The following is a 23,893-nucleotide window of genomic DNA, read 5'->3' as shown; positions in this document are numbered from 1 at the left end:
TGTCGCCTGCCTTGCTTACTTCTTGGCAGGTGCATCGGCAGCGGCCTGCACGGGCGGCTCGCCCCGCTGGCTCTTGCGCTCGGCCTTGGCCTTCAGATCCACCTCCACGGTCTGAACCTTGTCGCCGGGCTTGATGCGCTGAAAGCCATCCACCATCACACGCTCGCCTGCTTTCAGGCCCGTCTTGAGCAACCAGAAAGCGCCTACGGCGCGGTCCAGTTCCACATCCCGCTTTTCAACCACATCGCCGTCCTTGACGACCATGACATTGGCACGGCCGGTCAGATCGCGGGTCACCGACTGCTGCGGCACCAGCAAGGCATCGGGTGCCAGGGCCGTTGGCAGCAAGGCCTTCACATACATGCCGGGCATGAGCATGCCGTCGGGATTGGGCACCTCGGCGCGCAGGGTCAGCGTGCCGGTCGTGTCGTTGACGATCACGCCCGCAAAGGCCAGCTTGCCCTGATGCGGGTAGTCGCTGCCGTCGTCGAGCTGGATGCGCACGGGAATCTTGTTGCCTTCCACCTTCTGGTAGCGGCCGGAATCCAGATCGCGCTTGAGCTGCATCAGATCGGTGCTGGACTGGGTGAAGTCCACATACATGGGGTCCAACCGCACGATGGTGGTGAGCGCCGTGGCCTGATTGGCTGTGACCAGCGCACCGGGCGTGACGGCAGACAGCGCGATGCGACCGCCGATAGGGGCTTCGATCCGGCTGTACTTGAGATTGATGCGTGCGGTTTCCAGATTCGCCTTGGCCACGGCCACATCCGATGCGGACTGGGCCGCCGCCGCCTGGCTTTCGTCAAACGCCTGCTTGCTGATCGCGTCGATCTTGACCAGCTCGGCATTGCGCCGTGCCGTTGCAGCCAGCGTGCGCTGGCTGGCTTCGGCCTTGGCAACGGCGGCCGCAGCACTGGCCTCGGCCGCCTTCAACGACGCGGCGTCGATCTGATAGAGCTGCTGGCCCTGTTTGACCAGAGCACCTTCGGTGAACAAGCGCTGCTGAATGATGCCCGAGACCTGGGGACGCACTTCGGCCGTCATGAAGGCACGGGTGCGCCCCGGCAGGCTGGCATCCAGCTGCTGGCTTTGCGACTGCAAGGTGACCACGCCGACCTTCGGCTCGGACTTGGGCGGGCCTTTTTGCTCCGCCTCGGGCTTGGAGCAGCCCGCCAGCGCAGTGGCAATCAGCATGGCTCCCACAGCCAGTGTCCAGCGCTGCTGGCGATGACCTTGCTGGCTTGCACTGGGAAGGCAAGAAAAATGCGCCTCTCGGCGCGGGCTCAGCGAAGCGGGCTGGTCAATCTTCATACGTGGAGCGGTCTGAACTAAAGAACTTGTCAACATTGTGCGCCGACAATATTAATAAAATGTAAAGCAGCCAAAGGCGCAATGACATGCCGGCAATCACCCGCTTGCCATTCTCCTGTCATGCGGGCATGCGGCGTCGCAGCGGTCTCTGGCTTGAGACACCACTGCAGAAAACCTTGGCAGCAAGGCTCCTCGTCATAACGGACTAGAGCCGGAACCCGCAAAACCCCGGAATCGGCAACTGGCTGCGCTCTCTATATCAGGACAAAAGCAGCTTTTGCTGCCAAATCAATGCTGCTGCTTGCCCGGACGTACGCGCAAGATGCTGAAAACTCCGGCCAGCGCCGCAAAACCGCCGGCCACAGCCAGCGCCAGCAGTTCAGCATTGCCGCCATGCCCGCCCGAGATGGCAAAGATGGTGGCCAGCACCACGGCACCCAGTGTCTGACCTGTCATGCGGGCAGAACTGAGCATGCCGCCCGCGGCACCGCTGCGCGACATGGGGGCCGAAGTGACGATGGTGTGATTGTTGGGCGACTGGTAGAGCGCGAAGCCGCTGCCCGCCAGCAGCATGCGCCAGACCATGTCCCAGTGCGCCACATCGACCGGCATGGCCGCCAACAGCCACAGTCCACAGGCAAACATGGCCATGCCGATGCCGCCCAGCAACCCGTCGGGATACTTGCCGATCAGGCGTCCGGCCACCGGCGCCGTCAGCACGGTGGCCAGCGGCCAGGCCGTGATCAGCATGCCTGCCTCCATGGGTGACAGACCGCGCGCCTCCAGCAGCAGGAACGGCAGGGCCAGATAGGACAGCATCTGCGCGCAGAAGGCCGAGACCGAGCCGCACATCGACAGTCGGAACACGGGAATGCGCATCAGATCGACGGGGAACAGCGGAGCTGTCTTGTGCCACTGACGGCGCAGATAGACATAGCCGACCACCAGCCCGGCGCCCAGCAGCCACCAGCCCGAAGGCATCAGCGGGCTGCCCGCAGCCCCCTGATCCTGCCCCATGCGCACGCCCAGTTGCTCACCGCCCAGGAAAAGCAGGGTGAACATCAGAATATTGAGCAATACGTCAAGCGCCGCTATCGGCTCGCCATTCTTGCGCACCACGGGGTTGGCCGGCAGCGCCTTGCGCCCCATCCACAAGGTCATCAAGCCCAGCGGCACGTTGATGGCAAACAGCCAGGGCCAGCTGGCAACCGACAGGATGGCAGCGGCCACCGAAGGCCCGGCCATGGACGAGGTCGCCACCACCAGCGAGTTGATGGCCATGCCGCGCCCCAGCATGGCACGCGGATAGGTCAAGCGCACCAGCGCCGCATTGACGCTCATGATGCCCGCTGCACCCATGCCTTGAAACACGCGCGCTGCAATCAGCGTGCTCAGCGAGCTGGCCAGCGTGGCCGCCACCGAGGCAATGACAAACACCGTCATGCCCAGCAGATAGATGCGCCGATAACCCAGGCGCTCGCCCAGGGCTGCCAGCGGCAGCAGCAGCACCAGGCCGGCCAGCTGATAGGCGTTGACCACCCAGAGTGTCAGGGCCGAGCTGGCCTGCAGCTCGCGCGCAATGGCGGGCAAGGCCAGATTGACAATGCTGCTGTCCAGCACCGACAGCGTCAGTCCCAGAATGATGACCAGCATGGCGCGGCCACGCGCACCGTCAGGCAGGCCGTCGTAGGCAGGGGAAGCTTGAGCAGTGCTCTCAGTCATGGGCGACTCGGTGCACACGGCCCAGCGTGATCCAGGTCAGCGCCACGCCCACCAGGGCGCCGGTCGCCATGCCCACCACCATGGGCAGGGGCTTGCCATTGGAAAAGTGCCCCACGATCTGCATGGCCGCAGCGCCGCTCAGCATCTGCAGCGTTCCCAGCAAGGCGGAGGCCGTGCCCGCAATCTCGCCATGCTCTTCCAGGGCCAGCACCGAGGTCGTGGGAATCACCAGGCCCATGAAGGCGCTGGCAATGAAGTACAGCACGATCAGCACCGCCAGCTTCTCGCCGCCCAGCAGGTAATAGAGCAGCAATGCTGCCATGGTCAGGCCCGAAGCAGAAGCCGCAGCCTTGACCACATTGACCAGGCCAAAGCGCTGGCCCAGCCGCCCCGTCAGCTGCGCCGCGCCGATAAAGGCGATGGAGTTCAGCGCAAACGCCATGCTGTACTGGGTGGACGAGAGGCCGTAGTAGTTGATGAGCACAAAGGGCGAGCCCGCCAGATAGACGAAAAAGCCCGCCATGGCGCAGCCGCCGATGAACACCAGGCCCAGGTAATGCCAGTCACGCAGCAGGACCAGATAGGCCTTGAGCGCACCGCCAAGGCTGCTGTCCAGCCGCGCCTCGGCCGTGCGGGTCTCTTCCACGCCACGCCACGTGGCGATCAGGCCCAGCACGGCTGCTGCCGCCACCACCCAGAACACGGCACGCCAGCCGGCCAGGGAAATCACGCCGCTGCCGGCCAGGGGCGCCAGAATCGGCGAGACGCTGAACACCAGCATCAGCAGCGACATCATGCGCGCGGCCGCGTGGCCGGTATGCAGATCGCGCACCACGGCACGCGGCACGGCCATGCAGGCCGCAGCACCCAGACCCTGCACAAAGCGAAACGCCACCAGGGTCTCGATATTCGGAGCCAGCGCGCATCCCACGCTGGCGACGGCAAAAACCGTCAGACCAAAGTACAGCGGCGGCTTGCGGCCCAGCATGTCGGAGACCGGCCCATAGAGCAGCTGGCCCACACCAATGGAGAGAAAGAACGCGGTCAGGCTGGCTTGCACGGCCCCGACCTGGGCATCCAGGCTGGCGCCGATCTGGGGCAAGGCCGGCAGATACATATCGATGGCGAAAGGCCCGATGGCCGACAACAGGCCCAGGATCAGAACCAGACGCAGGGAGACAGAAGCTTGCATAGGGGTGTGATTGTCGTGGTAACTTGATTTATGTGCTGAGCAATTGCCGGTTTCCTGTATGACCTTGCAGGCTCACGCCAGTCCGCCGGGCAGCGCCTGTGCCGAAGCCTTCAATTACGAGGCTTTAGACCCGGTCATCCAGGCGATGACTGCATGGACAACCAGCACAATGGGCTCAACCACCCTTCCCTGCTCTCGCCGTGACTGCTGCAAGCTCCTTCCCACGTCTGCCCTTTTCGCTGCCCACCGCGCTCGCTGCACTATGCTTGGCGGCTGGACCAACTGGTGCACAGCCCGCGCCTGCTGCCCCTGCCTTTCAGCTCTCGCCCGATGCCAGCATGGTGATAGACACGCGCGCCAGGCTGGCCTGGCCGCGCTGCGCCGAGGGCATGAGCTGGAATGGCAAGGCCTGCAGCGGCCAGGCCGAGGTCTTCAGCTACAAGCAGGCCATGAGCCATGCCGCAGAACGCAGCAAGGCCGAAAACCTGCGCTGGCGCCTGCCGCGCGTCAATGAACTCAAACGCCTGCTGGACCGCAGCAGCAAGCCCCAGGGCCTGAACCCGGAACTCTTTCCCAATGCGCCACGCGACTGGTACTGGACGGGTACGGCCGCCGTGAATGCCCAGCGCCTGAACACCTACAACTACGCCCAGGTGGACAAATCCAGCAGCCTCTCCGGCCTCTCGGCCCAGCAGGCCTGGGCGGTCAACACCGAGACACTGCAGGCCGTGCCCGATATGGGCAAGGGCAATGCCTTGCTGCTGCGCCTGGTGCGCCCTGCCACCGAGGCCGAACTCGGCACCCAGGCTCCGGCCGCACCATGAAAAAAGCCTTGCCGCTTTGGCAAGGCTTTTTCAACTCCCGCCGGCTCAGCCAGCGCGCAGCGCTGCCTTGAGGCTCTCGCCCAGTTCGGGCTTGTGCGCAAACGGATCCGTCGGGTTGCGGCCCTGAACCACATCTTCCAGGCGCACCTGCACCGAGCCCAGGGCCTGCGGGTGGCTGTAGATATAGAACTGGCCCGAGGCCATGGCATCGAACACCTTCTGCGCCACCTCGGTCGCCGTGACCTTGCCCGAGCCCACTGCCTTGTCGGTCATGGCCTGGCCTATCTTCTGGCTGGCCGTCAAAGGCTGCGCCTCCAGGCCTTGGGGACGGTTGCGCTCGCTATGACCTATGCCCGTGGGCACGAAGAAGGGGCAGAGCAGACTGGCACTGACCTGGTCCGAGACCAGGGCCAGGTCCTGGTACAGCGTCTCGGTCAGTGACACCACAGCGTGCTTGCTGACGTTGTAGATGCCCATGTTCGGCGGCGCCAGCAGACCTGCCATGCTGGCGGTATTGACGATATGGCCTTCGAAGGCGGGATCGGCCTTGGCGGCCTCCAGCATCATGGGCGTGAACAGGCGTACGCCATGGATTACGCCCCAGACATTGACGCCCAGCACCCATTGCCAGTCGGCAACAGTGTTTTCCCAGACCAGGCCGCCCGCGCCGACGCCCGCGTTGTTGAAGACAAAGTGCGGCGCACCAAAGGTTTCCTTGACTTCGGCTGCCAGTCGCTCCATCTGCGCCGCATCCGAGACATCGACCCTGCGCGCCAGCACCTTGGCACCGGCAGCCTTGAGCTCGGTCTCGGCCTTGTCCAGCGCCTCCTGCTGCACATCGACCAGCACCAGATTCATGCCTCTGGCGGCTCCGATGCGCGCGCACTCCAGCCCGAAGCCCGAGCCCGCACCAGTCAGAACCGCCGTCTTTCCCGCGAAATTCGTGATCATTTTTGTCTCCGTATTTATTTGGACGCAGCTCAAATGCGCTTCCACACTCGAAACCGGTGCGGCACAACCAAGGGACAGCAAGCAAGGGCCTATGCCGGCCGCGCCGCCCCGCAGCGAGGCTGTCGTCCCCCTTCCATAGCGCGCAGCGCGTAGAGAAAGGGGGCGCCCGGCTAGGGGAAGGCGCAAAGCGCCTCAGGGGGTTAGAGCAGCTTCACCAGCTGCTTGCCGAAGTTCTTGCCCTTGAGCAGGCCCAGGAACGCGCCGGGCGCCGAGGCCAGACCTTGGGAGATCGTCTCGCGCGGCTTGAGCTTGCCAGCTGCCACCAGACCGCCCAGCTCGGTCAGGGCCTCGCCCCAGACTTCCATGTGCTCGCTGACGATAAAGCCCTCGAGCTTGATGCGGTTGACCAGCAGCAGCGCCGGGTTGGCCAGCGGCAGGGGCTGGCCGTCATAGCCGGCAATCATTCCGCACAGGGCCACACGCGCAAAGGCATTGGTGCGCAGCAGCACGGCGTCGAAGATATAGCCGCCCACGTTCTCGAAATAGCCGTCGATGCCGTTGGGGCAGGCATCCTTCAAGGCCTTGGCCATGGTCTTGACATCGGGGTGCTCGCGGTAATCGATGCAGGCATCAAAGCCCAGCTCATGCACGGCGTAGCGGCATTTCTCGGCACCGCCCGCAATGCCCACCACGCGGCAGCCACGTGCCTTGGCCAGCGCCACAAAGGCGCTGCCCACGGCACCGGTGGCAGCGCTGACGACCATGGTTTCACCGGCCTTGGGGTTGATGATCTTGACCAGGCCATACCAGGCCGTCACGCCCGGCATGCCCACGGCGCCCAGATAGTAGGACAGCGGCACATGGGTGGTGTCGACCTTGCGCAGCGCGCCGGGCACGCTGGGGTCGAGCAGCGAATATTCCTGCCAGCCGCCCATGCCGACCACCTTGTCGCCGGCCTTGAACTTGGGGTGGCGGCTCTCGACGATCTCGCCTACCGTGCCGCCCTGCATGACCTCGCCCAGCGGCTGGGGCTGGGCATAGCTCTTGGAGTCGTTCATGCGGCCGCGCATATAGGGGTCCAGGCTCAGATAGTGGTGGCGCACCAGCACCTGGCCCTCGCCCACCGTGGGCAGCGGCGACTGCACCAGCTTGAAATTGCTCTCCACCGCCTCGCCCTGGGGGCGATTGTCCAGAAGGATTTGCTGATTGACCGTCATGTTTCGTCTCCTGTTTGAACTTCAGATTTCATAGCTGCAAGCGTTTGACATGCCTCACACTTGAAGCCGATAACACACAAAACAACGATAGGAAAAGCGGTGTCCGCTCATAAAAACAGAGCAACCGATCCGTACTCAATCCGTGGGCAGGGCTTGCAATCCGCCTTCGGCCGCAGGCCTGCGCTTCATGTACTTGAAGGTGCCCGTGGCATGTACGCAGAGTCGGCCCTGTGCATCGTAGATGCGGCCTTCGGTAAAAGCCATGGTGCCGGTGCGATGCAGCAGCACGCCCTTGCCCACCAGCGGGCCGTTGGCCGCCTGCATGAACGAGGTTTTCATCTCGATGGTGACCACGCCCAGATCGAAATCCACGCTGCGCGCAGCCACGGCCATGGTCACATCCATCAGCGTCATCGAGGCTCCGCCATGGGTGATGCCGAAGGAATTCAGATGTTCGGGACGCGGTGTGAAGTGCAGCTCGGACTCACCGTTCTCCATCTTGTGGAGGGTGAAGCCCAGCTCATGCACAAAGGGAATTTCAGGACCAAATGACAACACCGCGAAACCTTTCAGAAGAGTGATGCGCCGCAGACCGCAGCAGCTGAACCGTGAATGTAAGCGCGGCGGACAGCCTCAGAATGCTGCGCCGCACAAAAACATGACTCACCCTTCATCCGCCACTATCAACCGCCGACCAGAGCGCTCACGCCGCCATCCACGGCCATCCACTGGCCCGTGATGTGCTTGCCGGCGTCGCTGGCGTAGAGCAGCGTCAGCCCCTTGAGATCCTCATCATCGCCCAGGCGGCGCAGCGGGGCATGGGAGCGCATTTCGTCCTCGCCCAGTGTCTCGATCAGCACGGCCGCCATCTTGGTCTTGAAAAAGCCCGGGCAGATGGCGTTGACGGTAATGCCGTGCTCGCCCCACTCGCCGGCCAGAGCGCGCGTGAAATTGATGACTGCGCCCTTGGAGGTGTTGTAGGCAATGGTCTTCATGCCCGTGGGATTGCCGCCCAGGCCGGCGATCGAGGCCAGATTGATGATGCGGCCGCTCTTGCGCTCCAGCATGGACAGGCGGGCGATCTGCTGGCTCAGCAGAAAATAGCCGCGCACATTCAGGTTCATCACCTTGTCCCAGGCAGCCGTCGGGTGGTCTTCGGCCGGCGCACCCCAGCTGGCTCCGGCATTGTTGATCAGAATGTCCACATGGCCGAGACGCTGCACGGCCTCCTTGGCCAGGCGCGTGATATCGGCCTCGTCCGAGCAGTCGGCAGCAATCCAGTCGGCCTCTATGCCAGCGGCCTTAAGCTCGGCTGCGGCCTCTTCCAGATCCTTGGCCTTGCGCGAGCTCAGCAGAATCTTCGCGCCGGCCTCGCCCAGCGCATGCGCCATCTGCAGACCCAGGCCACGCGAGCCGCCGGTCACCAGGGCCGTCTTGCCCGAGAGGTCGAAAAGTTGCTGCACCGTACGTGTCATTCTCATGTCTCCTGTTTGTTTTCAAGGTTCAAACCGGGTGCGCAGTGCCTTGCAAGGCCTGCCCGTCAAAAGCTGCATGAATTGTGCGGGCGCCTCAGACGCTGTGTTGTCACCTGCGTGTCGGCGCTGTCCCGCAGGTGGCAGAGCCCGCGCTGGCGCGGCTTGCAGGGTCTGCCAGCTGCAGCAAGGCAAAGCGCATCCGGCGCCTTCAATCGGCAAACAGCGACTGCGTGCCGCCCCAGGCCCCGCCTTCGATCTCCAGCATGCGCAGCTTGGTCAAAGCGCCCTGACCGCCCGAGAAGCCTCCCGGTGCCCGCCCTGCGGCCAGCACGCGATGACAGGGAACAATCGGCGCAAACGGATTCGCACCCAGGGCCTGGCCCACGGCGCGCGCAGCACCGGCCTCACCCAGCGCTGCTGCAACTTCACCATAAGTGCTGGTCCGGCCTGGCGCCAGGGCGCGCGTGAAGGCATAGACCCGGCTGTGAAACGCAGGCACGGCAAACTCATCCAGCGCGATCTGCTGAAGATCGGGCAGACCAGCGGCCGACTCCTGCCCAAAGGCCTGGCGCATATCGCCCAGCACGCCGAAAGCCGCGGCCTCTGCACCGGGCTGCGCCCAGGCCTGTTCGCCCTGAGAACTCAGGCCTGCCAGCAGACACTGCACCCCGGCCATGGCCTGCAGCGCAAAGCCCGGAACCGCGGAGATGGAGGTCACGGCGCCATAGGCCGCAGGCCCGCGCTGCGGCTGCAGCGCATGGCGTTTGCTCAGGCCCAGCAGCATGCGCTCCCGGGTCTCGCCCCAGCTGGCCTCGGGCAGTTGCACGGCGCAGATGGCAGCGGCAGTCCAGGCCAGACCACAGACACCGATGCGCGTGACAAACAGGGCATGGCCGGGAAACGGCAACGAAGCAGCGTGATTCATGGCCACAGTCTACAAAACGCAGCCAGAGGTGGCTGTTTAAAAATTCCCCAAGAACTGGATACAAAAACAGTTAATTACTGTATATTTAAACAGTCAAAACACTGTGGATATACGGACATGCAAGAAGCCCATTTCACCGTCTCTCTTTGCGACTACCCCGAGCTGCCCGAGGACAAACGCCAGCAGGCCGAGGCACGCTATGCGCGTGTGCTGGCCCGCCAGCTCGGCGGAGAGGAACAGGTCGGACAAGCCCTGTCGCTGGTGCAAGGCCTGGAAGACACCCCGCCCGAAGAAATCACCGACGACGCCAAGCTCACCTTCCAGCGCTGGATGAAAGCCGCCCGCGCCGCGGCCGAGGCCGGCCTGCAAGGCATTGGCGGCACCGAAAGCTGTTTTTTCGATGTGCGGCGCATCTACCACTGAGTGAACGGACGCGGGCGGCGCGAGTCCCGAGGCCGTCAGCGCCGGCCCGGGCCGCCAACCATTGCAAGGGACATGTGCCGCCCTGGCCACAGGAGCTCGCTGCAATGCCTACACTGGCGGCTTGTTTGACCGTGTGACTGTTCTCTCTCCATGCAAGCCCTGCTAGCCGCCATTGCCCAGATGCCCTTCCCCACCGATGCCCAGCGCATCTTTCATGGCCGTGGCGGGCGGTATCCGGGCTGCGAGCAGATCTCGCTGGATGCTTTTGCGCCCGTCATCGTGCTGACCAGCTTTGCCCCCATGGAGGAAGCCCAGCTGAGCCAGATTGGTCAGGCGCTGGAGCAGCGCTGGCAGCAGATCGCCCCTGCAGGACTGCCTCTGACCTGGGCCTTCCAGACCCGCGAAAGCGGCGGCAAGGTCGAAACTCGCGTCATGGCCGGCGAGCTGCCCGAGCCGCATGTGGTCACAGAGAACGGCGCCCGCTATCTGATCCATATCGCACGCGGGCAGAACCACGGCCTGTTCCTCGACATGGCCGCCGGCCGCGACTGGGTGCGCCGGCAGGTACTGGCCCATGAGCGGCCCGAGCGCATGAAGGTGCTCAATCTGTTTGCCTATACCTGCGCGTTCTCGGTCGTGGCCAAGCTGGCCGGCGCGGGCCAGGTTCTCAATATGGACATGAGCAAGGGCGCTCTGGCCACGGGTCAGCACAACCATCAACTCAACGGCGTCAAGGCCGGCGCCAGCTTCGCCGCCCACGATATTTTCAGCAGCTGGGGCAAGATCAACCGCAGCGGACCGTACGACCTGATCGTCGTGGACCCACCCAGCTACCAAAAAGGCAGCTTCATCGCCACCAAGGACTATGCGCGCCTGATGCGCCGCCTGCCCGATCTGCTGGTGCCGGGCGGCCAGGTGCTGCTGTGCCTGAACGCCCCCGAACTCGGCACCGACTTTCTGCGCGAGCAGATGGCGGAAATCGCACCCGAGCTCCAGTTCGTCGAGCGCCTGGCCAACCCGGCCGTATTTGCCGATGTGAACGAAGAGCGCAGCCTCAAAGTCATGGTCTATCGCGCTCCTGCGCTAGCAGCGGACCAGCAGCCATGAGCGACTGCACAGACAATCTCCACGGCCTGCCTCTGCAGCCCATGGACCCGGCTCTAGCACGCACGCTGCAGCGCTTTGCCCGGCTTGATGCGGAGACGCCGACCCCGCAGCTCGACTATGTGCAACGCCGGCGTCTGCTCAGCGAGCTGCAGGCAGGGCTGATTCGCTCCGCCCTGCCCGGCATTTCCAGGGCCGAGCATTTTGTGGCCGCCGAGGGCCGCGAGATCTGCGTGCGCAGCTATCGCAAGCAAGGTGCGGGCAGCGGCCGGACGCTGGTCTGGCTGCATGGCGGCGGCTGGATGGTGGGCGATCTCAACACCCATGACGACCTGTGCGAGCATCTGGCCCAATTTAGCGGCCATACCGTGCTGTCCGTGCATTACCGCCGCACACCAGAGAGCCGCTTTCCCGCGCCGCTGGACGATGTGATGGCCGTGCTGCAGTGGCTGAGCGATATGCGCGGACTGCTGCCTTTGGCGACCGACCAGGTCCTGCTCGGAGGCGATAGCGCTGGCGCCCATCTGGCACTGGCTGCGGCGGTGCGCCAGATTCAGCAACCCAGCGATGCCTCCCGCATCGCTGGCCTGCTGCTGCTCTACCCGCCGCTTGAGCCCGATCAGGACAATGACAGCATGCGCCGCTTTGCCACAGGCTTCGGGCTCACGCCCGCCGCCATGCAGCGCTACTGGCAGGAACTGGGCAGGCCCGAGGGCCAGGCCTCGCAATGGCTGACGCCGGGCTGCTGCAGCGCAGCCATCGCTGCTTTGCCGCCCACGCTGCTGATGACGGCCAGCCACGATATTCTGCGCGACGAGGCCGAAGCCTTTGCCCATGCAGCCCAGGCCCTGGGCGCACCGCTGCAGCTTTTGCGCGCGCCGGCCATGGTCCACGGCTTTGCGCGCATGCTGGCTGCCAGCCCGGCGGCGCGTCAGCAGGTCGAGCTCGCCTGCTCGGCCTGGGCGGAACTAATAGGCCGCCAACGTCCTCAGAGCAAATAAGCTTTGTTCTCCAGACGGGTAGCGGCATGGCCGTGCAGGTGTACGCTGCACGGCGCCGGGCGCCGCCCCGCCCCTTTCAAACACAGTACCTCGACGCTGATGCATCAAGCATCCGACGCTCGCCGCCATATCTTTCTTAGTCATGAGTCCAACTTCCACCACCCCACAACAACTGATGCGCCTGGCCGTGGACCTGGCCCATGCCAACCGCCTCAAGGGCGGCCGCCCGTTCGGCGCCGTGCTCGCCCAGGGAAATGAAGTCGTTGCCACCGGCGTCAACGAAATCATTGCCAGCCACGACCCCAGCACCCATGCCGAAATGCAGGCCATACGCGCGGGCACGCAAAAACGCGCCAACCCCAGCCTGGCAGGCCTGTCCATCTATGCCAGCGGCCACCCCTGCCCCATGTGCCTGGCCGCCCTGGTCATGAATGGCGCCGAACAGGTGTTCTTCGCCTTCGACAACCAAGACGCCGCGCCTTACGGCTTGTCCAGCGAGGGGACATACCAGCGCCTGCGCCTGTCGCTGACGCCGCAGCCGCTGCCCATCACCCGCATCGACACCGGCATCCGCGCGGCCCAGCTCTATGGGGATGAGGCCTGGCCCGTCGCCTGATCCTCGTTGCCGCCAAAACCATAACAACAAACCGTGCTGCCCAGGACGAGCGGCGCGCACACCGGCGCGCCGCAGCGCAGCCAGCCCCCGAGCTTCATGACATCGACATCTTCCCGAACACACCACGTGCCACCATTGCTGTGGCTGGCCGTGGTGATACTGGTCACCATCAATCTGCGCCCCTTTCTGACGGCTCCGGGCCCCTTGGCACCGACCATACAGCAGGCCACGGGCATGGATTTGCGCAGCTTTTCCTGGCTCACGCTGCTGCCCATGGCGCTGATGGGCATTGGTGGCTGGCTTGCTCCCACGGCATTGCGACGCTGGGGCGCGCGCGCCGCCATTTGCGCCTCGTTGCTGCTGATTGCGCTAGGCTGCGCCCTGCGCCTGACGCCTGCAGGAGCTGCGAGCGGCAGTCTGCTGATCGTCACGGCCGGCCTCTGCGGCGCGGGCGTGGCGCTGGCACAAAGCATTCTGCCGGGGCTGATCAAGCGCCAGTCTCCCCACAACGTGGCGCCCATGATGGGCCTGTATTCAGCCGCGCTCATGGGCGGCGGTGCACTCAGCGCCCAGCTCTCGCCCATGGCCATGCAACTGGGTCTGAGCTGGCAGGCTTCGCTGGCCATCTGGGCCATCCCAGTGCTGCTGGCATTGCCGCTGGCCTGGCATGCGCTGACGCTGATGCACGAGCCCGTTGCCCTTGCACCCTCCGTGCCGCTGGTACAAGCCGACAGCGACACCGGCTGGCTGCTGCGCCGTGGCCGCACCTGGCTGCTGCTGATCAGCTTCGGCCTGATGAACGGCGGTTATGGCTCCACCGTTGCCTGGCTCGCTCCGTTCTATCAAACCCATGGCTGGACGGCCACGCAAAGCGGCTCGCTGCTGGCCATCTTGTCGATTGCGCAGGCCGCATCGGCGTTGGCCATGCCCGCTCTCGCGCGCCGCAGCCTGGACCGTCGCTGCTGGCTCATGCTGGCCTTGCTGCTGCAGATCATCGGCTTTGCCGGCCTCGGGCTCTGGCCCGAGGCCATGCCCACACTCAATGCCATCGTGCTGGGTCTGGGTCTGGGCGGCTGCTTTTCGCTCTTCATGCTGGTGGCGCTGGACCATCTGCCATCGCCAACACAGGCCGGCGCCCTCAACTCGCTGATGCAGGGCGGCGGCTTCATCCTCGCCGCACTGGCCCCTCTGGTCATGGCACAGTTGCACCAGATCAGCGACAGCTGGATGACGGGCTGGCTTTATCAGGCCGGCGTCGCCGCGCTGGTCTGCCTGCTGGTGACACGCTTCAACCCCCAGGGCTACCCGCAAGCCATGCAACAGCCTTGAGCACGGCATTGCGATCCCCAAAAAAAGGGCCTGGAAACTTCCAGGCCCTTTTTCCTTTTCGTTTTTACGCGGACTACTCGTTGACCAGCAGTTGCAGCCCATGCGCCTCGGTCGGCAAGGGTACCTCCCATCGGTGCAACATGCCCAGCAATGCGGCATTGCCGAGCGTGGTGTCGCGCTTGCTGTTGCGCGCCAGCAAGGTGGACCTGCTTGCCTCCAGATGCACCAGTTCCACCTGCGCGCCATAGGCCAGGCACAGCTCCAGCGTCTTGCCGCGCATCTGCCTGGACAGATGCGTGGCATTCCAGACAAAAGCGGCCTTGGCGCGCAGCAGGCTCTTGGCCTTGTCCACCGCATGATGGGCCGCAGCGCCCTCGTTCTCGCCGTGGCGCAGGCCCAGTTCGGTGCGCGCATCGTCAAACGACACCACGGGCAGGCCCGCATGATGCCGGGCCACCCAGTGGTTCTTGCCCGATGCAGGCAGACCGCACATGACGATGACGCGCGAGCCCGGCTCTTCGTGCAAGGCGTAGTCCGGGTGCAACTCGGCACCGCGGAAATAGCGCACTGCCGTCTCGGCCGAAGCAAAGCTGCGCGGCTTGCGCAAACAGCCCTCCTCCAGCGCAAGCTCCCTGAACAGCTCGATATTCACCAGCACATTGCCCACATCGGGGCAGATGCGGCCGCGAATATCGGCACGGGCCAGCAGCACCAGCAAATTCAGATCGACCTGCCAGGACAGCTCTCTGACCATGAACTCGGGCGAGACGCCTCGGCGCGAATCGGCAAAGGCGAAGAACGGCACCTGATGCACTGCAATCAGGCGGCAGACCGCCTCGCGCCGGGCCACGGGCGCGCCCGCCTCCCAGAGCATGAGCCGCGCATCGAGTGCACCCCGGCGCGAATGGCCGGGCTGCGAGATGCGGCCGTCGTCGGCTATCTGCGTGGTCGAGCACTTGGCGACATCGTGCAGCAGCGCGGCCAGAAAGACTGTCTCGCGCTCCTCGTTGGTGAGCCCTGCATAGTCGCCGTCCTGCAGCAGCTCGGTCACCACCATCTGCGTATGCGTCCAGACATCGCCTTCGGCATGGTAGATCGGATCTTGCGGCGTGGTCTTGGCCAGCTCCAGTTGCGGAAAAGCCTCCAGGCAGGCCGCCCAGTCCACCGCATGGTGAGCGGAATGCGGCACCAGGGCCGCGATCTGTTTCCAGCTCCACATAAATTCTCCTTTCACCGCAGCCTCCTCATGAAAACCACGGTTTTGATAGCTATCAACGCTTGTTGGACAAGCCTCACCAGCTTTTTTGAATCTTGTTGGCAAAAATATCGACGCCTGTGCGCAGACCGTTGGCGACAATGGGCCGCTCGCTGTGGTGCGAGCCCGACTCCAGGATCACCTGCACGAAGTCGGAGCGCACGAACTTGTAGCGCTCCACGGTCTGGCCGTTTTCCTCGACCTTGATGTACAGACCTTCGGCCAGCTCGGATCGGTCGGTCTGGCGCCAGGCCAACGGCAGATCCAGCTTCTGTCTTTGCACCTGATCCTCGAACATCGCCTTCCAGCCTGTGCTGCGCCCCAGAGATGGTGTCAGCAATGCCAGCAAATCCTGCATGCGCCTCGGTGCGATGCCCGCAGAGCACGGGCACGGACACCACGGGCACACCGTCCAGCAGCGCGTGGCGCTGCGGCGTGTCCAGAAACTGCTGCGCCGAGCGGTCCCAGATGTCGAACTCGCAAAACCAGTGCGGCAAGGCGTCGTAGTACAGAGAATGCTTGGCATACAGCCATTCGCCATACATCACATAGCGATCGTCCAGCAGCGCCATCAGCGCGCTCTCATGAGCTCGGGCCCATTGCTTGTAGGCGTTGAACTGACGCTCGCGCCCGCCCATCTGATCGGCTTGCAGATAGTGGCCGCGCGACTGCAGCAGCAAGCTGCCGCCGGCACCAAAGCTCAGTGCCGCATTGGCGCCGTCCAGCTTTTCCTCGACCACGATATGCCGGCCGGCCAGCGCATCGTAAGGCACGGCATCTGCCTGATCGCCGATCTGCAGCCGCGAGCCACGCAGATGCGGCGTGCGCGGATATTTGAGGATCTCCAGATTGAATAGATGTGGTGAAGTCATGTTGTGCTTTCCTAAAAGGGAATAAGCCACGCGCAAAAAAAGGCGCGGCAGACAAATCAAGGACATGGACAGCGCCGCTCTCCGCTGCCATCGGAAAAAGACAGAACCCAAGCAGCCAAGCAAAGGGCCGGCCTGGAGTTCAGAGAGTGGGAGGAGCTTGGAGCCCGAATGCAATTCAGGCCAGAGACGCCAAGCAGGAAGATTGCCGCCCTTCACAGAGCGGGAGTTCCACACCGCAGCGCACACGCGAGAAAGATCAGCGTGTGACGAAGTCGTTTAGCTCAAACGAATACGGCGGGACATGGTGCACCTCGAAAATGAGAGCGAATAGCGCAGGTGGAGCAAGGCTGGCGAGTGTATTTGCTTGCAAGCCCAACTGCCAAGCGCTTGACCGAAACTTGTTGCGCAAAGAACACGAAACGGTTTCACAGAGATGAAACAGAGACTGGTTACAAATCGTAGTTTTCTTCCTGCACCTGCCAAACTCTCAATGACATCTGCACAGACCTTGCGCCAACCTCTTCTGATTTCCCTGATCGCAGCCGCTGCCCTGGCCGCCTGCGGTGGCGGTGACAACAACACGAACAGCACCACACCAGCGCCTGCTCCGATTCCTGAAGTCCCGGCGCCGGCACCCGAGCCCGAGAAGACGCCCACCTCGCTCACGCTGGAGAAAATCGGCAGCTATCAGTCGGGCATTTTTCTGCAGAGCGCCGCCGAAATTACGGCTTTCGATCCTGTCACCAAGCGCGGCTTTGTGGTCAACGCCCAAAAGGGTGCGCTCGACGTGCTGGACATCAGCAACCCCGCCGCACCGCGCATGCTGGCCAGCCTGAATGCCACAAAGCTCTCGCTGGGTGCGGGGGCCTCCATCAACAGCGTGGCCGTGCATGGCGGCCTGGTGGCTGCAGCCGTGCAGGCATCGGTCAAGACGGACAAGGGCATGGTCGTCATCTATGACGCCGACAAGCTCGGCGTGATCGCCGAAGTGCCCGTGGGCGCCCTGCCCGATATGCTGACCTTCACCCCCGACGGCAAGACCATTCTGGTCGCCAACGAGGGCGAGCCCAGCGATGACTACCAGATCGACCCCGAAGGCTCGATCAGCGTGATCGATGTGAGCACGCCCGCCAAGCCCGTGGCGCGCACTGCCGACTTCAAGGCCTTCAACAGCCAGAAGGCGCAGTTGCTGGCCAAGGGCGTGCGCATCTTCGGCCCAACCGCAGACGGCCTGGGAACGGCCGCCGTGGCCAACGACCTGGAGCCCGAATACATTGCCGTGGCCCCGGACGGCAAGACGGCCTGGGTGACGCTGCAGGAAAACAATGCGCTGGCCATCGTGGACATCGCCAGCGCCACCGTGACCGATGTGGTGGCTCTGGGCTACAAGGATCATGGCGCGGCCGGCAACGAGCTGGACTTCGCCGACAGCGACGGCAAGAGCCCGGTCATCAACATCACCCAGGCCGCCAATGTGTTTGGCATGTACCAGCCCGACTCCATCGCCGCCTACAAGGCCGCCGACGGTGCGACCTATCTGGTCACTGCCAACGAAGGCGATGCACGCGCCTGGGGTGAAGGCAACAAGAGCTATTTCGGCACGGCCGCCGACAAGACGGCCAACACCCCGGCCACGGCGGGCGATATGAGCAAGGGCTTTGTGGAAGAGTGGCGCATCAAGCACCTGGTGCACAAGGACGGCTTTCTGCGCCGCGCGGGCGACGATCTGCCTGCCCATCTGGCTCAGCTGGCCAGCGGCGCCTATCTGAATGCCAGCAACTTTGCCTGGTGCGGCGCGGTCGGCACAGACCCCAAGACCTGCCGCGACGATGACAAACTGGGCCGCCTCAAGGTCACCTGGACCATGGGCTACCAGACCGACAGCAGCGGCAACCCCGTCAAGGATGGCAAGGGCTACCTGACCTATGACAGGCTATACGCCTATGGCGGCCGCTCCATCTCCATCTGGGATGCCAAGGGCAAGCAGGTCTGGGACTCTGGCGCGGCCATCGAAAAATTCATCGCCAGCCCCGAATGCAAGCTGGGCGCCAGACGTGACATTGCCTGCGCCACCTACTTCAACACCGGTCATGACGAAACGGCCAGGCTCGATGCGCGCAGCAGCGCCAAGGGTCCCGAGCCCGAAGGACTGACCGTGGGCCAGATCGGCACCAAGACCTTTGTCTTTGTGGGCCTGGAACGCATGGGAGGCATTCTGGTGTTCGACATCACCGACCCCAAGGCACCCAAGCAGATCGACTATCTGAACACTCGCGAAAACTGGACCGCCAGCTTTGACAGCAAATCCGCGCTGGCAGGCACTGCACTCAGCGATGTGGGCGATCTGGGCCCCGAAGGCCTGCACTTCATTTCTGCCGCCAAGTCACCCAACGGCAAACCCTTGCTGATGGTGGGCAACGAGGTCAGCGGCACCACGGCCATCTACCAGCTCAATCTGCAATATTGAAACCTGCAGACAAGCAATCGCTTTCATGCCAAGCCCCGTCCCCACGGGGCTTTTTGCTATTCAAATCAAGCAAAGACTGCACCGAGGGTTTCTCAATTACGTAACAATAAGCGCCAGCGGTCGGTGTACCGCCTATGGGTTCCCATTCGCCGCAAGCCAGACGCTTGCGACCTACTAAACCGCCGTGTATCCGGACGGCGGTGGCTTTTTGAACGGAGCACTTAATGACGCACTCTTTCGCTCGCCGCCAGGCGCTGCGCGGCTTGGCCGTGGCAGCTCTCGCCTCCTCTTCCCTGCTGTCCGCAGCGCATGCAGACACCCCCGCCGTGCTGCGCGTCTCGGCCATTCCTGACGAAGCACCGACCGAGCTGCAGCGCAAGTTCAAGCCCCTGGGCGAATACCTCTCGCAAGCCACCGGCATGAAGGTGGTGTTCACCCCCGTATCCGACTACGCAGCCGTGGTCGAGTCCCTGGCCACCAAAAAGCTGGACCTGGCCTGGCTGGGCGGTTTCACCTATGTGCAGGCCAAGATTCGCACCAACGGCACGGCCATCCCCATTGTGCAACGGGCCGAAGATGCGGTCTTCACCAGCAAGTTCATCACGGCCGACCCCGCCATCAAGACGCTGGCCGACCTCAAGGGCAAGACCTTTGCCTTCGGTGCACCTTCGTCCACCTCAGGCAGCCTGATGCCGCGTTTCTTCCTGCAGCAGGACGGCCTGAACCCCGAAAAAGATTTCAAGACCGTGGCCTACTCGGGCGCGCATGACGCCACCGTGGCCTTTGTGGCCGCAGGCAAGGCCGAGGCCGGCGTGCTCAACACTTCGGTGTGGGACAAGCTGGTCGAATCCAAGAAGGTGGACACGAGCAAGGTGCGCGTGTTCGCCACGACGCCCACCTACTTTGACTACAACTGGACGGTGCGCGGCGACCTGGACCCAGCCATCGTCAAGAAACTGACTACTGCCTTCCTGGCACTGGACCCCAGCAAGCCAGAGCACAAGGCCATCATGGACCTGCAGCGCGCCTCCAAGTTCATCGCCACCGACTCCAAGAACTACGACGGCATCGAAGCTGCCGCCAAGTCCGCCGGTCTGCTGAAGTAAGAAATTCAGCTTTTTTGACTGCCAACGCTTATTTATCAGGCGTTGGCAGCTATTGTTTTCAGAGTATTCGTCTCATGAGCTTCATGCTGGACGATGTGGGCCTGACCCACAGCAACGGCTTTACCGCCCTGTCCCATATCTCCTTGTCCGCCATCCAGGGCGAGAGCATTGCGCTCATCGGCCCCTCGGGCGCCGGCAAGACTTCGCTGCTCAGCACCATAGGCACAGCCTACCTGCCCACGGCAGGTCGCATGCAGGTGCTGGGCCGGACCGCGTCTGCGCAATCCGCCGCCCGCGAACTCAAGGCTTTGCGCAGCCGCATCGGCACCGTGCACCAGGCCGCCCCCATTCCGCTGCGTCAGCGCGTAGTCACGGCCGTGCTGGCCGGCAAGCTCGGCCAGTGGCCGCTGTGGAAGGCGCTGGCATCGCTGGCCTATCCGCAGGACATTGCGGGCGCGCGCGAGGCCCTGGCCCGCGTGCAGCTCGAGGACAAGCTGTTTGCACGCTGCGACCAGCTCTCCGGCGGCCAGCTGCAGCGCGTGGGCATTGCCCGCGTGCTCTACCAGCAGGCCGAACTGATTCTGGCCGACGAGCCGGTCTCGGCCCTGGACCCTGCACTCTCGCAGGCCACGGTGCAGTTGCTGGTGCGGGAAGCCGCCGCGCGCAAGGCCACGCTGGTGGCCAGCCTGCATGCCGTCGATCTGGCGCTGGCCAACTTTGCCCGCATCGTCGGCGTGCGCGATGGCCGCCTGGCCTTTGACCTGCCGGCCGCGCAGGTCAGCGATGCGCAGTTGCAAGCGCTCTATGCCCATACCGATGGCAGAGCGGCCGACTTGCCCATGCTGCACAACCGCCTGGCTCAGCGCGATCCCGCCAGCATCACGCCCACTCCCATCCAGGTGAACGCATGCCGGTAGACATGCTCGAGCAAGCCCGGCCATCACGCCGCGACCCCTCTGCTCGCGGCCGCCTGAGCGGCCTGATCCTGACCCTGGTCGTGCTCTGGCCCATGCTGCAGACCTCGGGCTTTTCGCTCAAGCCGCTTTTCGATGCCGACAATCTCAAAGTCATCGGCGGCTTTCTCGCGCAGTTTCTGCCGCCCGAGACCAGTAGGGAGTTTCTGGCCTATCTGGCTCAGGCCACGCTGGAGACCCTGGCCATCGCCACGGCCGGCATGGCGCTGGCCTTTGTGATTGCCGTACCCATGGCCTATCTGTCCACGGGCGCGGCACGCGAGAGAGTCACGCTCAACCCCATCGCCCGCAGCGTGCTCACCATCCTGCGCGGCATTCCCGAGCTGGTCTGGGCTCTGGTGTTCGTGCGTGTCTTCGGCCTGGGCCCGGCAGCCGGTGTGCTGGCCCTGGGCCTGACCTATGGCGGCATGCTGGCCAAGGTCTATGCGGAAATTCTCGAATCCACCGACCCCGCCCCGGCCCGCGCCCTGCGTGCCAGCGGCACCGGCCGTATCCAGGCCCTGCTCTATGGCCTGCTGCCCCAGGCTGCCAAGGAGCTGACCTCCTACACCGTCTACCGCTGGGAATGCGCGGTCCGTGCCTCGGTGGTCATGGGCTTTGTCGGGGCGGGGGGCCTGGGCCAGCTCATGGATCAGGCCATGAAGATGCTCAACGGCGGCGAAGCCGCCAGCATTCTGCTGGCCTTCATGCTGCTGGTGGCGGCGGCCGATCTGCTTTCCTGGTGGCTGCGTCGCGCGCTCGACGCCGCGCCTGCTGCGCGCGCCCAGCCCTTCGGCTGGCGAACCGGCACATTTCTGCTGGCTGCCTGCGCGGCGCTATGGGCCAGTCTGCGGCTTCTGGATATTGATTTCTCTGCGCTGTTCACGGCAGATGCTGCCGCCAGCATGGGCGACTTCGTGCGTGGCTTTTTCCCGCCCGATCTGAGCCAGTCCTGGCTGCTCAAGGTGCTGCAAGGCATCTGGGAGACCCTGGCCATCTCCATAGTCGGCACCTTGCTGGCCGCGATCGCGGGCCTGCTGCTGGCCCTGCCGCGCTGGCGTGCGCCATGGAATGTGGTGCTTAACGTGCTGCGCTCCGTGCCCGAGCTGGTCTGGGCCACGATCACCGCGCTGGCCGTGGGCCTGGGCCCGTTTGCCGGTGCGCTGGCCCTGGCCCTGCATACCACCGGCGTGCTGGGCCGCCTGTTTGCCGAGGCCTTGCAGAATGCTCCGGCCGCCCCCGCGAATGCGCTCAAGCTCAGCGGCAGCAATCGCCTGCTGGCATTTTGCTATGGCACCCTCCCTGGCGCAGCGCCGCAGTTGCTGGCATACACGCTGTACCGCTGGGAAATGAATATCCGCATGGCGGCGATTCTGGGCTTTGTGGGTGCCGGCGGTCTGGGCCAGCTGCTGTACTTCGAGCTTTCGCTGTTCCACTATGCCCAGGCCAGCACCGTGATCATGGCCATGCTTTTGCTGAGCATTGCCGTGGACTGGAGCAGCGCCGGCCTGCGCCGTGCCATGCGTTGAGACAGTTGACGCGGTGCCCAGGCACCGAATCAGCTTCATCCGTTCCTCCATCACATCCGCCGCGCAGCCCCCCAGATGGGCCAACGCGGCCAGCGATCCGGTCTGCATCCAGGTCTCGATGAGAGTTGAAACCTGAATGACTTCAGCCACACCTGGCACCGCTTAGAGCGATGCTGCTTCACACTCCCAGTGGCAGGTCGGCCTTCTTCAGCGTGCGCAGCACAAAGCTGGACTGGCTATGGCGTATGCCCTTGATCTTGTAGAGCTTTTCGCGCAGCAGGCGCTCGTAATCGCGCGTGTCCTTGACAACGATACGCAGCAGATAGTCGTACTCGCCCGAAACCAGATGCGCCTCCACTACCTCGGGAATGGTAGCCAGCACCTCGCCGAACTTCTCCAGCGTGTTGTCCGAGTGGCTGTCCAGCGTGACCATGACCAGAACCGAATCGGCCAGTCCCAGCGCCTGCGGGTTCAGACGCACGGTATAGCCCTCGATCACGCCGGCCTCCTCCATCTTCTTGATGCGGGCCCAGCATGGTGATGCACTCAGACCCACGGCCGCGCCAATCTCCTGCAGACTGGCGCGCGCGTTAGCCTGTAATGCAGCAAGAATCTTTTTATCCAGAGTATCCATATCTTGGAATTTACCGCCAAAAATTCAAAAACAGAAAAATTTTCTGTAGCAACACTGTATTTACAGAATTTGAAGCAACATTTTCTGCACTGCAACATGCACACTTGAGTCCATGGAAGCACGTTTACCGACGCAGCAAAACCATTCAACATACCGCGCCGTTTACCGTCAGCATCCGGTTGGTTGATCCGCAATACGCATATGCAACAGGCCGCATCACTTAAGCACAGTGATGCGGCCTGTTGATATTTGGACTGCTCAGTCACTCCGGCAAACGACAGCGGCATGAAAAAACCCGGCCGGATTTCCATCGGGCCGGGTTTTCGGGAGCCGGCCCGGCGCACAAGGCACCTGGCGGACGTTCATGCTGTCTACGGGGTCGCTGCGGAGCAGCATCGGCTTGCACATGCTTGCGCAGCTTGCTGACCAGGCTTTCGCTCACATCCGAAGCCTGGTTGCCCCAGCCCGTGCGCAGGAAGGTGGACAGTGCGGCCGCCTCACCGTCGGTAAGGCGGTCGGCATAGTCCTGCATCACCAGATGCATGGGACGGCGCTCAGTAGCGGGCGATGAAGCGCCCTTGAGAATCACCGATACCAGCGGGCTGGCATCCTTGCCCTGCACCATGGCATTGCCTTGCAGCTCGGGGAAGATCTCGGGAGCGCCCTTGCCACTGACAAAGTGACAGGCGGCGCAATTGTCGAGATACAGGCGAGCACCCAAAGGCATGTCGGGAGACGCGGATTTCAGCAGCTTGGCCGTGGCCAAGTGCGTGCGCGCACCTCGGTGCTCGATGAGCCCATGGGTCTTCGGGACAGAGCAAGCCAGCATCTTTCTCAAGAGCAAGAACATCTGGCAATTGCATTACGCAAGCAAGGGCATCTGTCGCTGGACGATCTCATGGGGCAGCTCCTGGAGACGGCACCCAAGCTCAGCCGCAGCGCCTTGCATCGATGCCTGCAGCGTCACGGAATCAGTCGACAGCC

The 23,893-nt window shown here is 63.8% G+C and carries 21 protein-coding genes and 2 pseudogenes; 11 read left to right on the top strand and 12 right to left on the bottom strand.

Annotation, left to right across the window (positions count from 1 at the left end):
• Positions 1-15: 15 nt before the first annotated feature.
• The 3 genes from V8Z78_RS24275 to V8Z78_RS24265 all read right to left on the bottom strand — a co-directional run bounded on the left by V8Z78_RS24275 (position 16) and on the right by V8Z78_RS24265 (position 4,228).
• Complete coding sequence (locus tag V8Z78_RS24275) at positions 16-1,314, bottom strand: efflux RND transporter periplasmic adaptor subunit (RefSeq protein ID WP_179626278.1); 1,299 nt, start codon at positions 1,312-1,314, stop codon at positions 16-18.
• Between the two features lie 288 nt (positions 1,315-1,602).
• Positions 1,603-3,036, bottom strand: a complete 1,434-nt coding sequence (locus V8Z78_RS24270) for an MFS transporter (RefSeq protein WP_034391985.1) — start codon at positions 3,034-3,036, stop codon at positions 1,603-1,605.
• Positions 3,029-4,228 carry a multidrug effflux MFS transporter gene (locus tag V8Z78_RS24265; protein WP_003062420.1) on the bottom strand — a complete coding sequence of 400 codons (1,200 nt, stop codon included), beginning with the start codon at positions 4,226-4,228 and terminating at the stop codon, positions 3,029-3,031. The genes V8Z78_RS24270 and V8Z78_RS24265 overlap by 8 nt, the downstream gene beginning before the upstream one ends.
• A gap of 266 nt (positions 4,229-4,494) precedes the next feature.
• Between V8Z78_RS24265 and V8Z78_RS24260 the strand changes: the two genes are divergently transcribed.
• Positions 4,495-5,052, top strand: a complete 558-nt coding sequence (locus V8Z78_RS24260; RefSeq protein ID WP_349732301.1) for an Lcl C-terminal domain-containing protein — start codon at positions 4,495-4,497, stop codon at positions 5,050-5,052.
• A 45-nt stretch (positions 5,053-5,097) separates the two neighbouring features.
• Here V8Z78_RS24260 and V8Z78_RS24255 read toward each other — a convergent pair whose 3' ends face one another.
• The 5 genes from V8Z78_RS24255 to V8Z78_RS24235 all read right to left on the bottom strand — a co-directional run bounded on the left by V8Z78_RS24255 (position 5,098) and on the right by V8Z78_RS24235 (position 9,620).
• On the bottom strand, positions 5,098-6,003 hold the full coding sequence (locus tag V8Z78_RS24255; RefSeq protein WP_046460247.1) for an SDR family oxidoreductase: 906 nt from the start codon (positions 6,001-6,003) through the stop codon (positions 5,098-5,100).
• 200 nt (positions 6,004-6,203) lie between these two features.
• Positions 6,204-7,220 (bottom strand): NADP-dependent oxidoreductase, encoded by a 1,017-nt coding sequence (locus tag V8Z78_RS24250; RefSeq protein ID WP_087865417.1) that lies wholly within the window; start codon positions 7,218-7,220, stop codon positions 6,204-6,206.
• 135 nt (positions 7,221-7,355) lie between these two features.
• Positions 7,356-7,778, bottom strand: a complete 423-nt coding sequence (locus tag V8Z78_RS24245) for a PaaI family thioesterase (RefSeq protein ID WP_012838708.1) — start codon at positions 7,776-7,778, stop codon at positions 7,356-7,358.
• 125 nt (positions 7,779-7,903) lie between these two features.
• Positions 7,904-8,695: an SDR family oxidoreductase gene (locus tag V8Z78_RS24240; protein ID WP_003062433.1), complete on the bottom strand. Its 792-nt coding sequence runs from the start codon at positions 8,693-8,695 to the stop codon at positions 7,904-7,906.
• A gap of 208 nt (positions 8,696-8,903) precedes the next feature.
• On the bottom strand, positions 8,904-9,620 hold the full coding sequence (locus V8Z78_RS24235; RefSeq protein ID WP_280040834.1) for a methylated-DNA--[protein]-cysteine S-methyltransferase: 717 nt from the start codon (positions 9,618-9,620) through the stop codon (positions 8,904-8,906).
• 117 nt (positions 9,621-9,737) lie between these two features.
• On the opposite strand from V8Z78_RS24235, the gene V8Z78_RS24230 reads away from it, so the two are divergent.
• The 5 genes from V8Z78_RS24230 to V8Z78_RS24210 all read left to right on the top strand — a co-directional run bounded on the left by V8Z78_RS24230 (position 9,738) and on the right by V8Z78_RS24210 (position 14,093).
• A complete protein-coding gene (locus tag V8Z78_RS24230) occupies positions 9,738-10,043 on the top strand; it encodes a hypothetical protein (protein WP_012838710.1) in 306 nt (101 codons plus the stop codon).
• Positions 10,044-10,193: 150 nt separating this feature from the next.
• Positions 10,194-11,150, top strand: a complete 957-nt coding sequence (locus tag V8Z78_RS24225) for a class I SAM-dependent methyltransferase (protein WP_280031519.1) — start codon at positions 10,194-10,196, stop codon at positions 11,148-11,150.
• Positions 11,147-12,148, top strand: coding sequence for an alpha/beta hydrolase fold domain-containing protein (locus V8Z78_RS24220; protein ID WP_057092439.1), 1,002 nt, complete (start codon positions 11,147-11,149; stop codon positions 12,146-12,148). The genes V8Z78_RS24225 and V8Z78_RS24220 overlap by 4 nt, the downstream gene beginning before the upstream one ends.
• A 142-nt stretch (positions 12,149-12,290) precedes the next feature.
• Positions 12,291-12,764 carry a nucleoside deaminase gene (locus V8Z78_RS24215; protein ID WP_338025515.1) on the top strand — a complete coding sequence of 158 codons (474 nt, stop codon included), beginning with the start codon at positions 12,291-12,293 and terminating at the stop codon, positions 12,762-12,764.
• A gap of 96 nt (positions 12,765-12,860) precedes the next feature.
• Entirely contained in the window at positions 12,861-14,093 is a 1,233-nt protein-coding gene (locus tag V8Z78_RS24210) for a cyanate transporter (RefSeq protein WP_349732300.1), read from the top strand.
• Positions 14,094-14,166: 73 nt separating this feature from the next.
• Here the strand turns inward: V8Z78_RS24210 and V8Z78_RS24205 are convergent, their stop codons facing one another.
• Both V8Z78_RS24205 and V8Z78_RS24200 read right to left on the bottom strand, forming a co-directional pair.
• Entirely contained in the window at positions 14,167-15,312 is a 1,146-nt protein-coding gene (locus V8Z78_RS24205) for an AAA family ATPase (protein ID WP_179626285.1), read from the bottom strand.
• 73 nt (positions 15,313-15,385) lie between these two features.
• Positions 15,386-16,220 (bottom strand): annotated as a pseudogene (locus V8Z78_RS24200) (RNA ligase family protein).
• A 508-nt stretch (positions 16,221-16,728) separates the two neighbouring features.
• Between V8Z78_RS24200 and V8Z78_RS24195 the strand changes: the two are divergent.
• The 4 genes from V8Z78_RS24195 (at position 16,729) to phnE (ending at position 22,275) form a co-directional block, all read left to right on the top strand.
• A complete protein-coding gene (locus V8Z78_RS24195) occupies positions 16,729-18,687 on the top strand; it encodes a choice-of-anchor I family protein (protein ID WP_502878872.1) in 1,959 nt (652 codons plus the stop codon).
• 224 nt (positions 18,688-18,911) lie between these two features.
• Positions 18,912-19,793: a putative selenate ABC transporter substrate-binding protein gene (locus V8Z78_RS24190; RefSeq protein ID WP_003062471.1), complete on the top strand. Its 882-nt coding sequence runs from the start codon at positions 18,912-18,914 to the stop codon at positions 19,791-19,793.
• A gap of 74 nt (positions 19,794-19,867) precedes the next feature.
• Positions 19,868-20,710: a phosphonate ABC transporter ATP-binding protein gene (locus V8Z78_RS24185; protein ID WP_046460238.1), complete on the top strand. Its 843-nt coding sequence runs from the start codon at positions 19,868-19,870 to the stop codon at positions 20,708-20,710.
• The gene (gene phnE, locus V8Z78_RS24180) at positions 20,701-22,275 is read left to right on the top strand and encodes a phosphonate ABC transporter, permease protein PhnE (protein WP_046460237.1); all 1,575 of its coding nucleotides are present in this window, start codon (positions 20,701-20,703) and stop codon (positions 22,273-22,275) included. The genes V8Z78_RS24185 and phnE overlap by 10 nt, the downstream gene beginning before the upstream one ends.
• 178 nt (positions 22,276-22,453) lie before the next feature.
• Here phnE and V8Z78_RS24175 read toward each other — a convergent pair whose 3' ends face one another.
• Positions 22,454-22,909, bottom strand: coding sequence for an Lrp/AsnC family transcriptional regulator (locus V8Z78_RS24175; protein ID WP_003062481.1), 456 nt, complete (start codon positions 22,907-22,909; stop codon positions 22,454-22,456).
• A gap of 262 nt (positions 22,910-23,171) precedes the next feature.
• On the bottom strand, positions 23,172-23,675 hold the full coding sequence (locus V8Z78_RS24170) for a c-type cytochrome (protein ID WP_349732298.1): 504 nt from the start codon (positions 23,673-23,675) through the stop codon (positions 23,172-23,174).
• On the opposite strand from V8Z78_RS24170, the pseudogene V8Z78_RS27240 reads away from it, so the two are divergent.
• Positions 23,589-23,893 (top strand): annotated as a pseudogene (locus V8Z78_RS27240) (IS481 family transposase); the annotation flags it as partial. The gene V8Z78_RS24170 and the pseudogene V8Z78_RS27240 overlap by 87 nt on opposite strands.

Origin of the sequence: Comamonas sp. wu1-DMT (assembly GCF_040187805.1) — a bacterium.
In the GTDB taxonomy this organism is placed as follows: Bacteria; Pseudomonadota; Gammaproteobacteria; order Burkholderiales; family Burkholderiaceae_C; genus Comamonas; species Comamonas thiooxydans.
The sequence above is the reverse complement of the archived record's forward strand: the minus strand, read 5'-3'. Positions and strand labels throughout refer to the sequence as shown.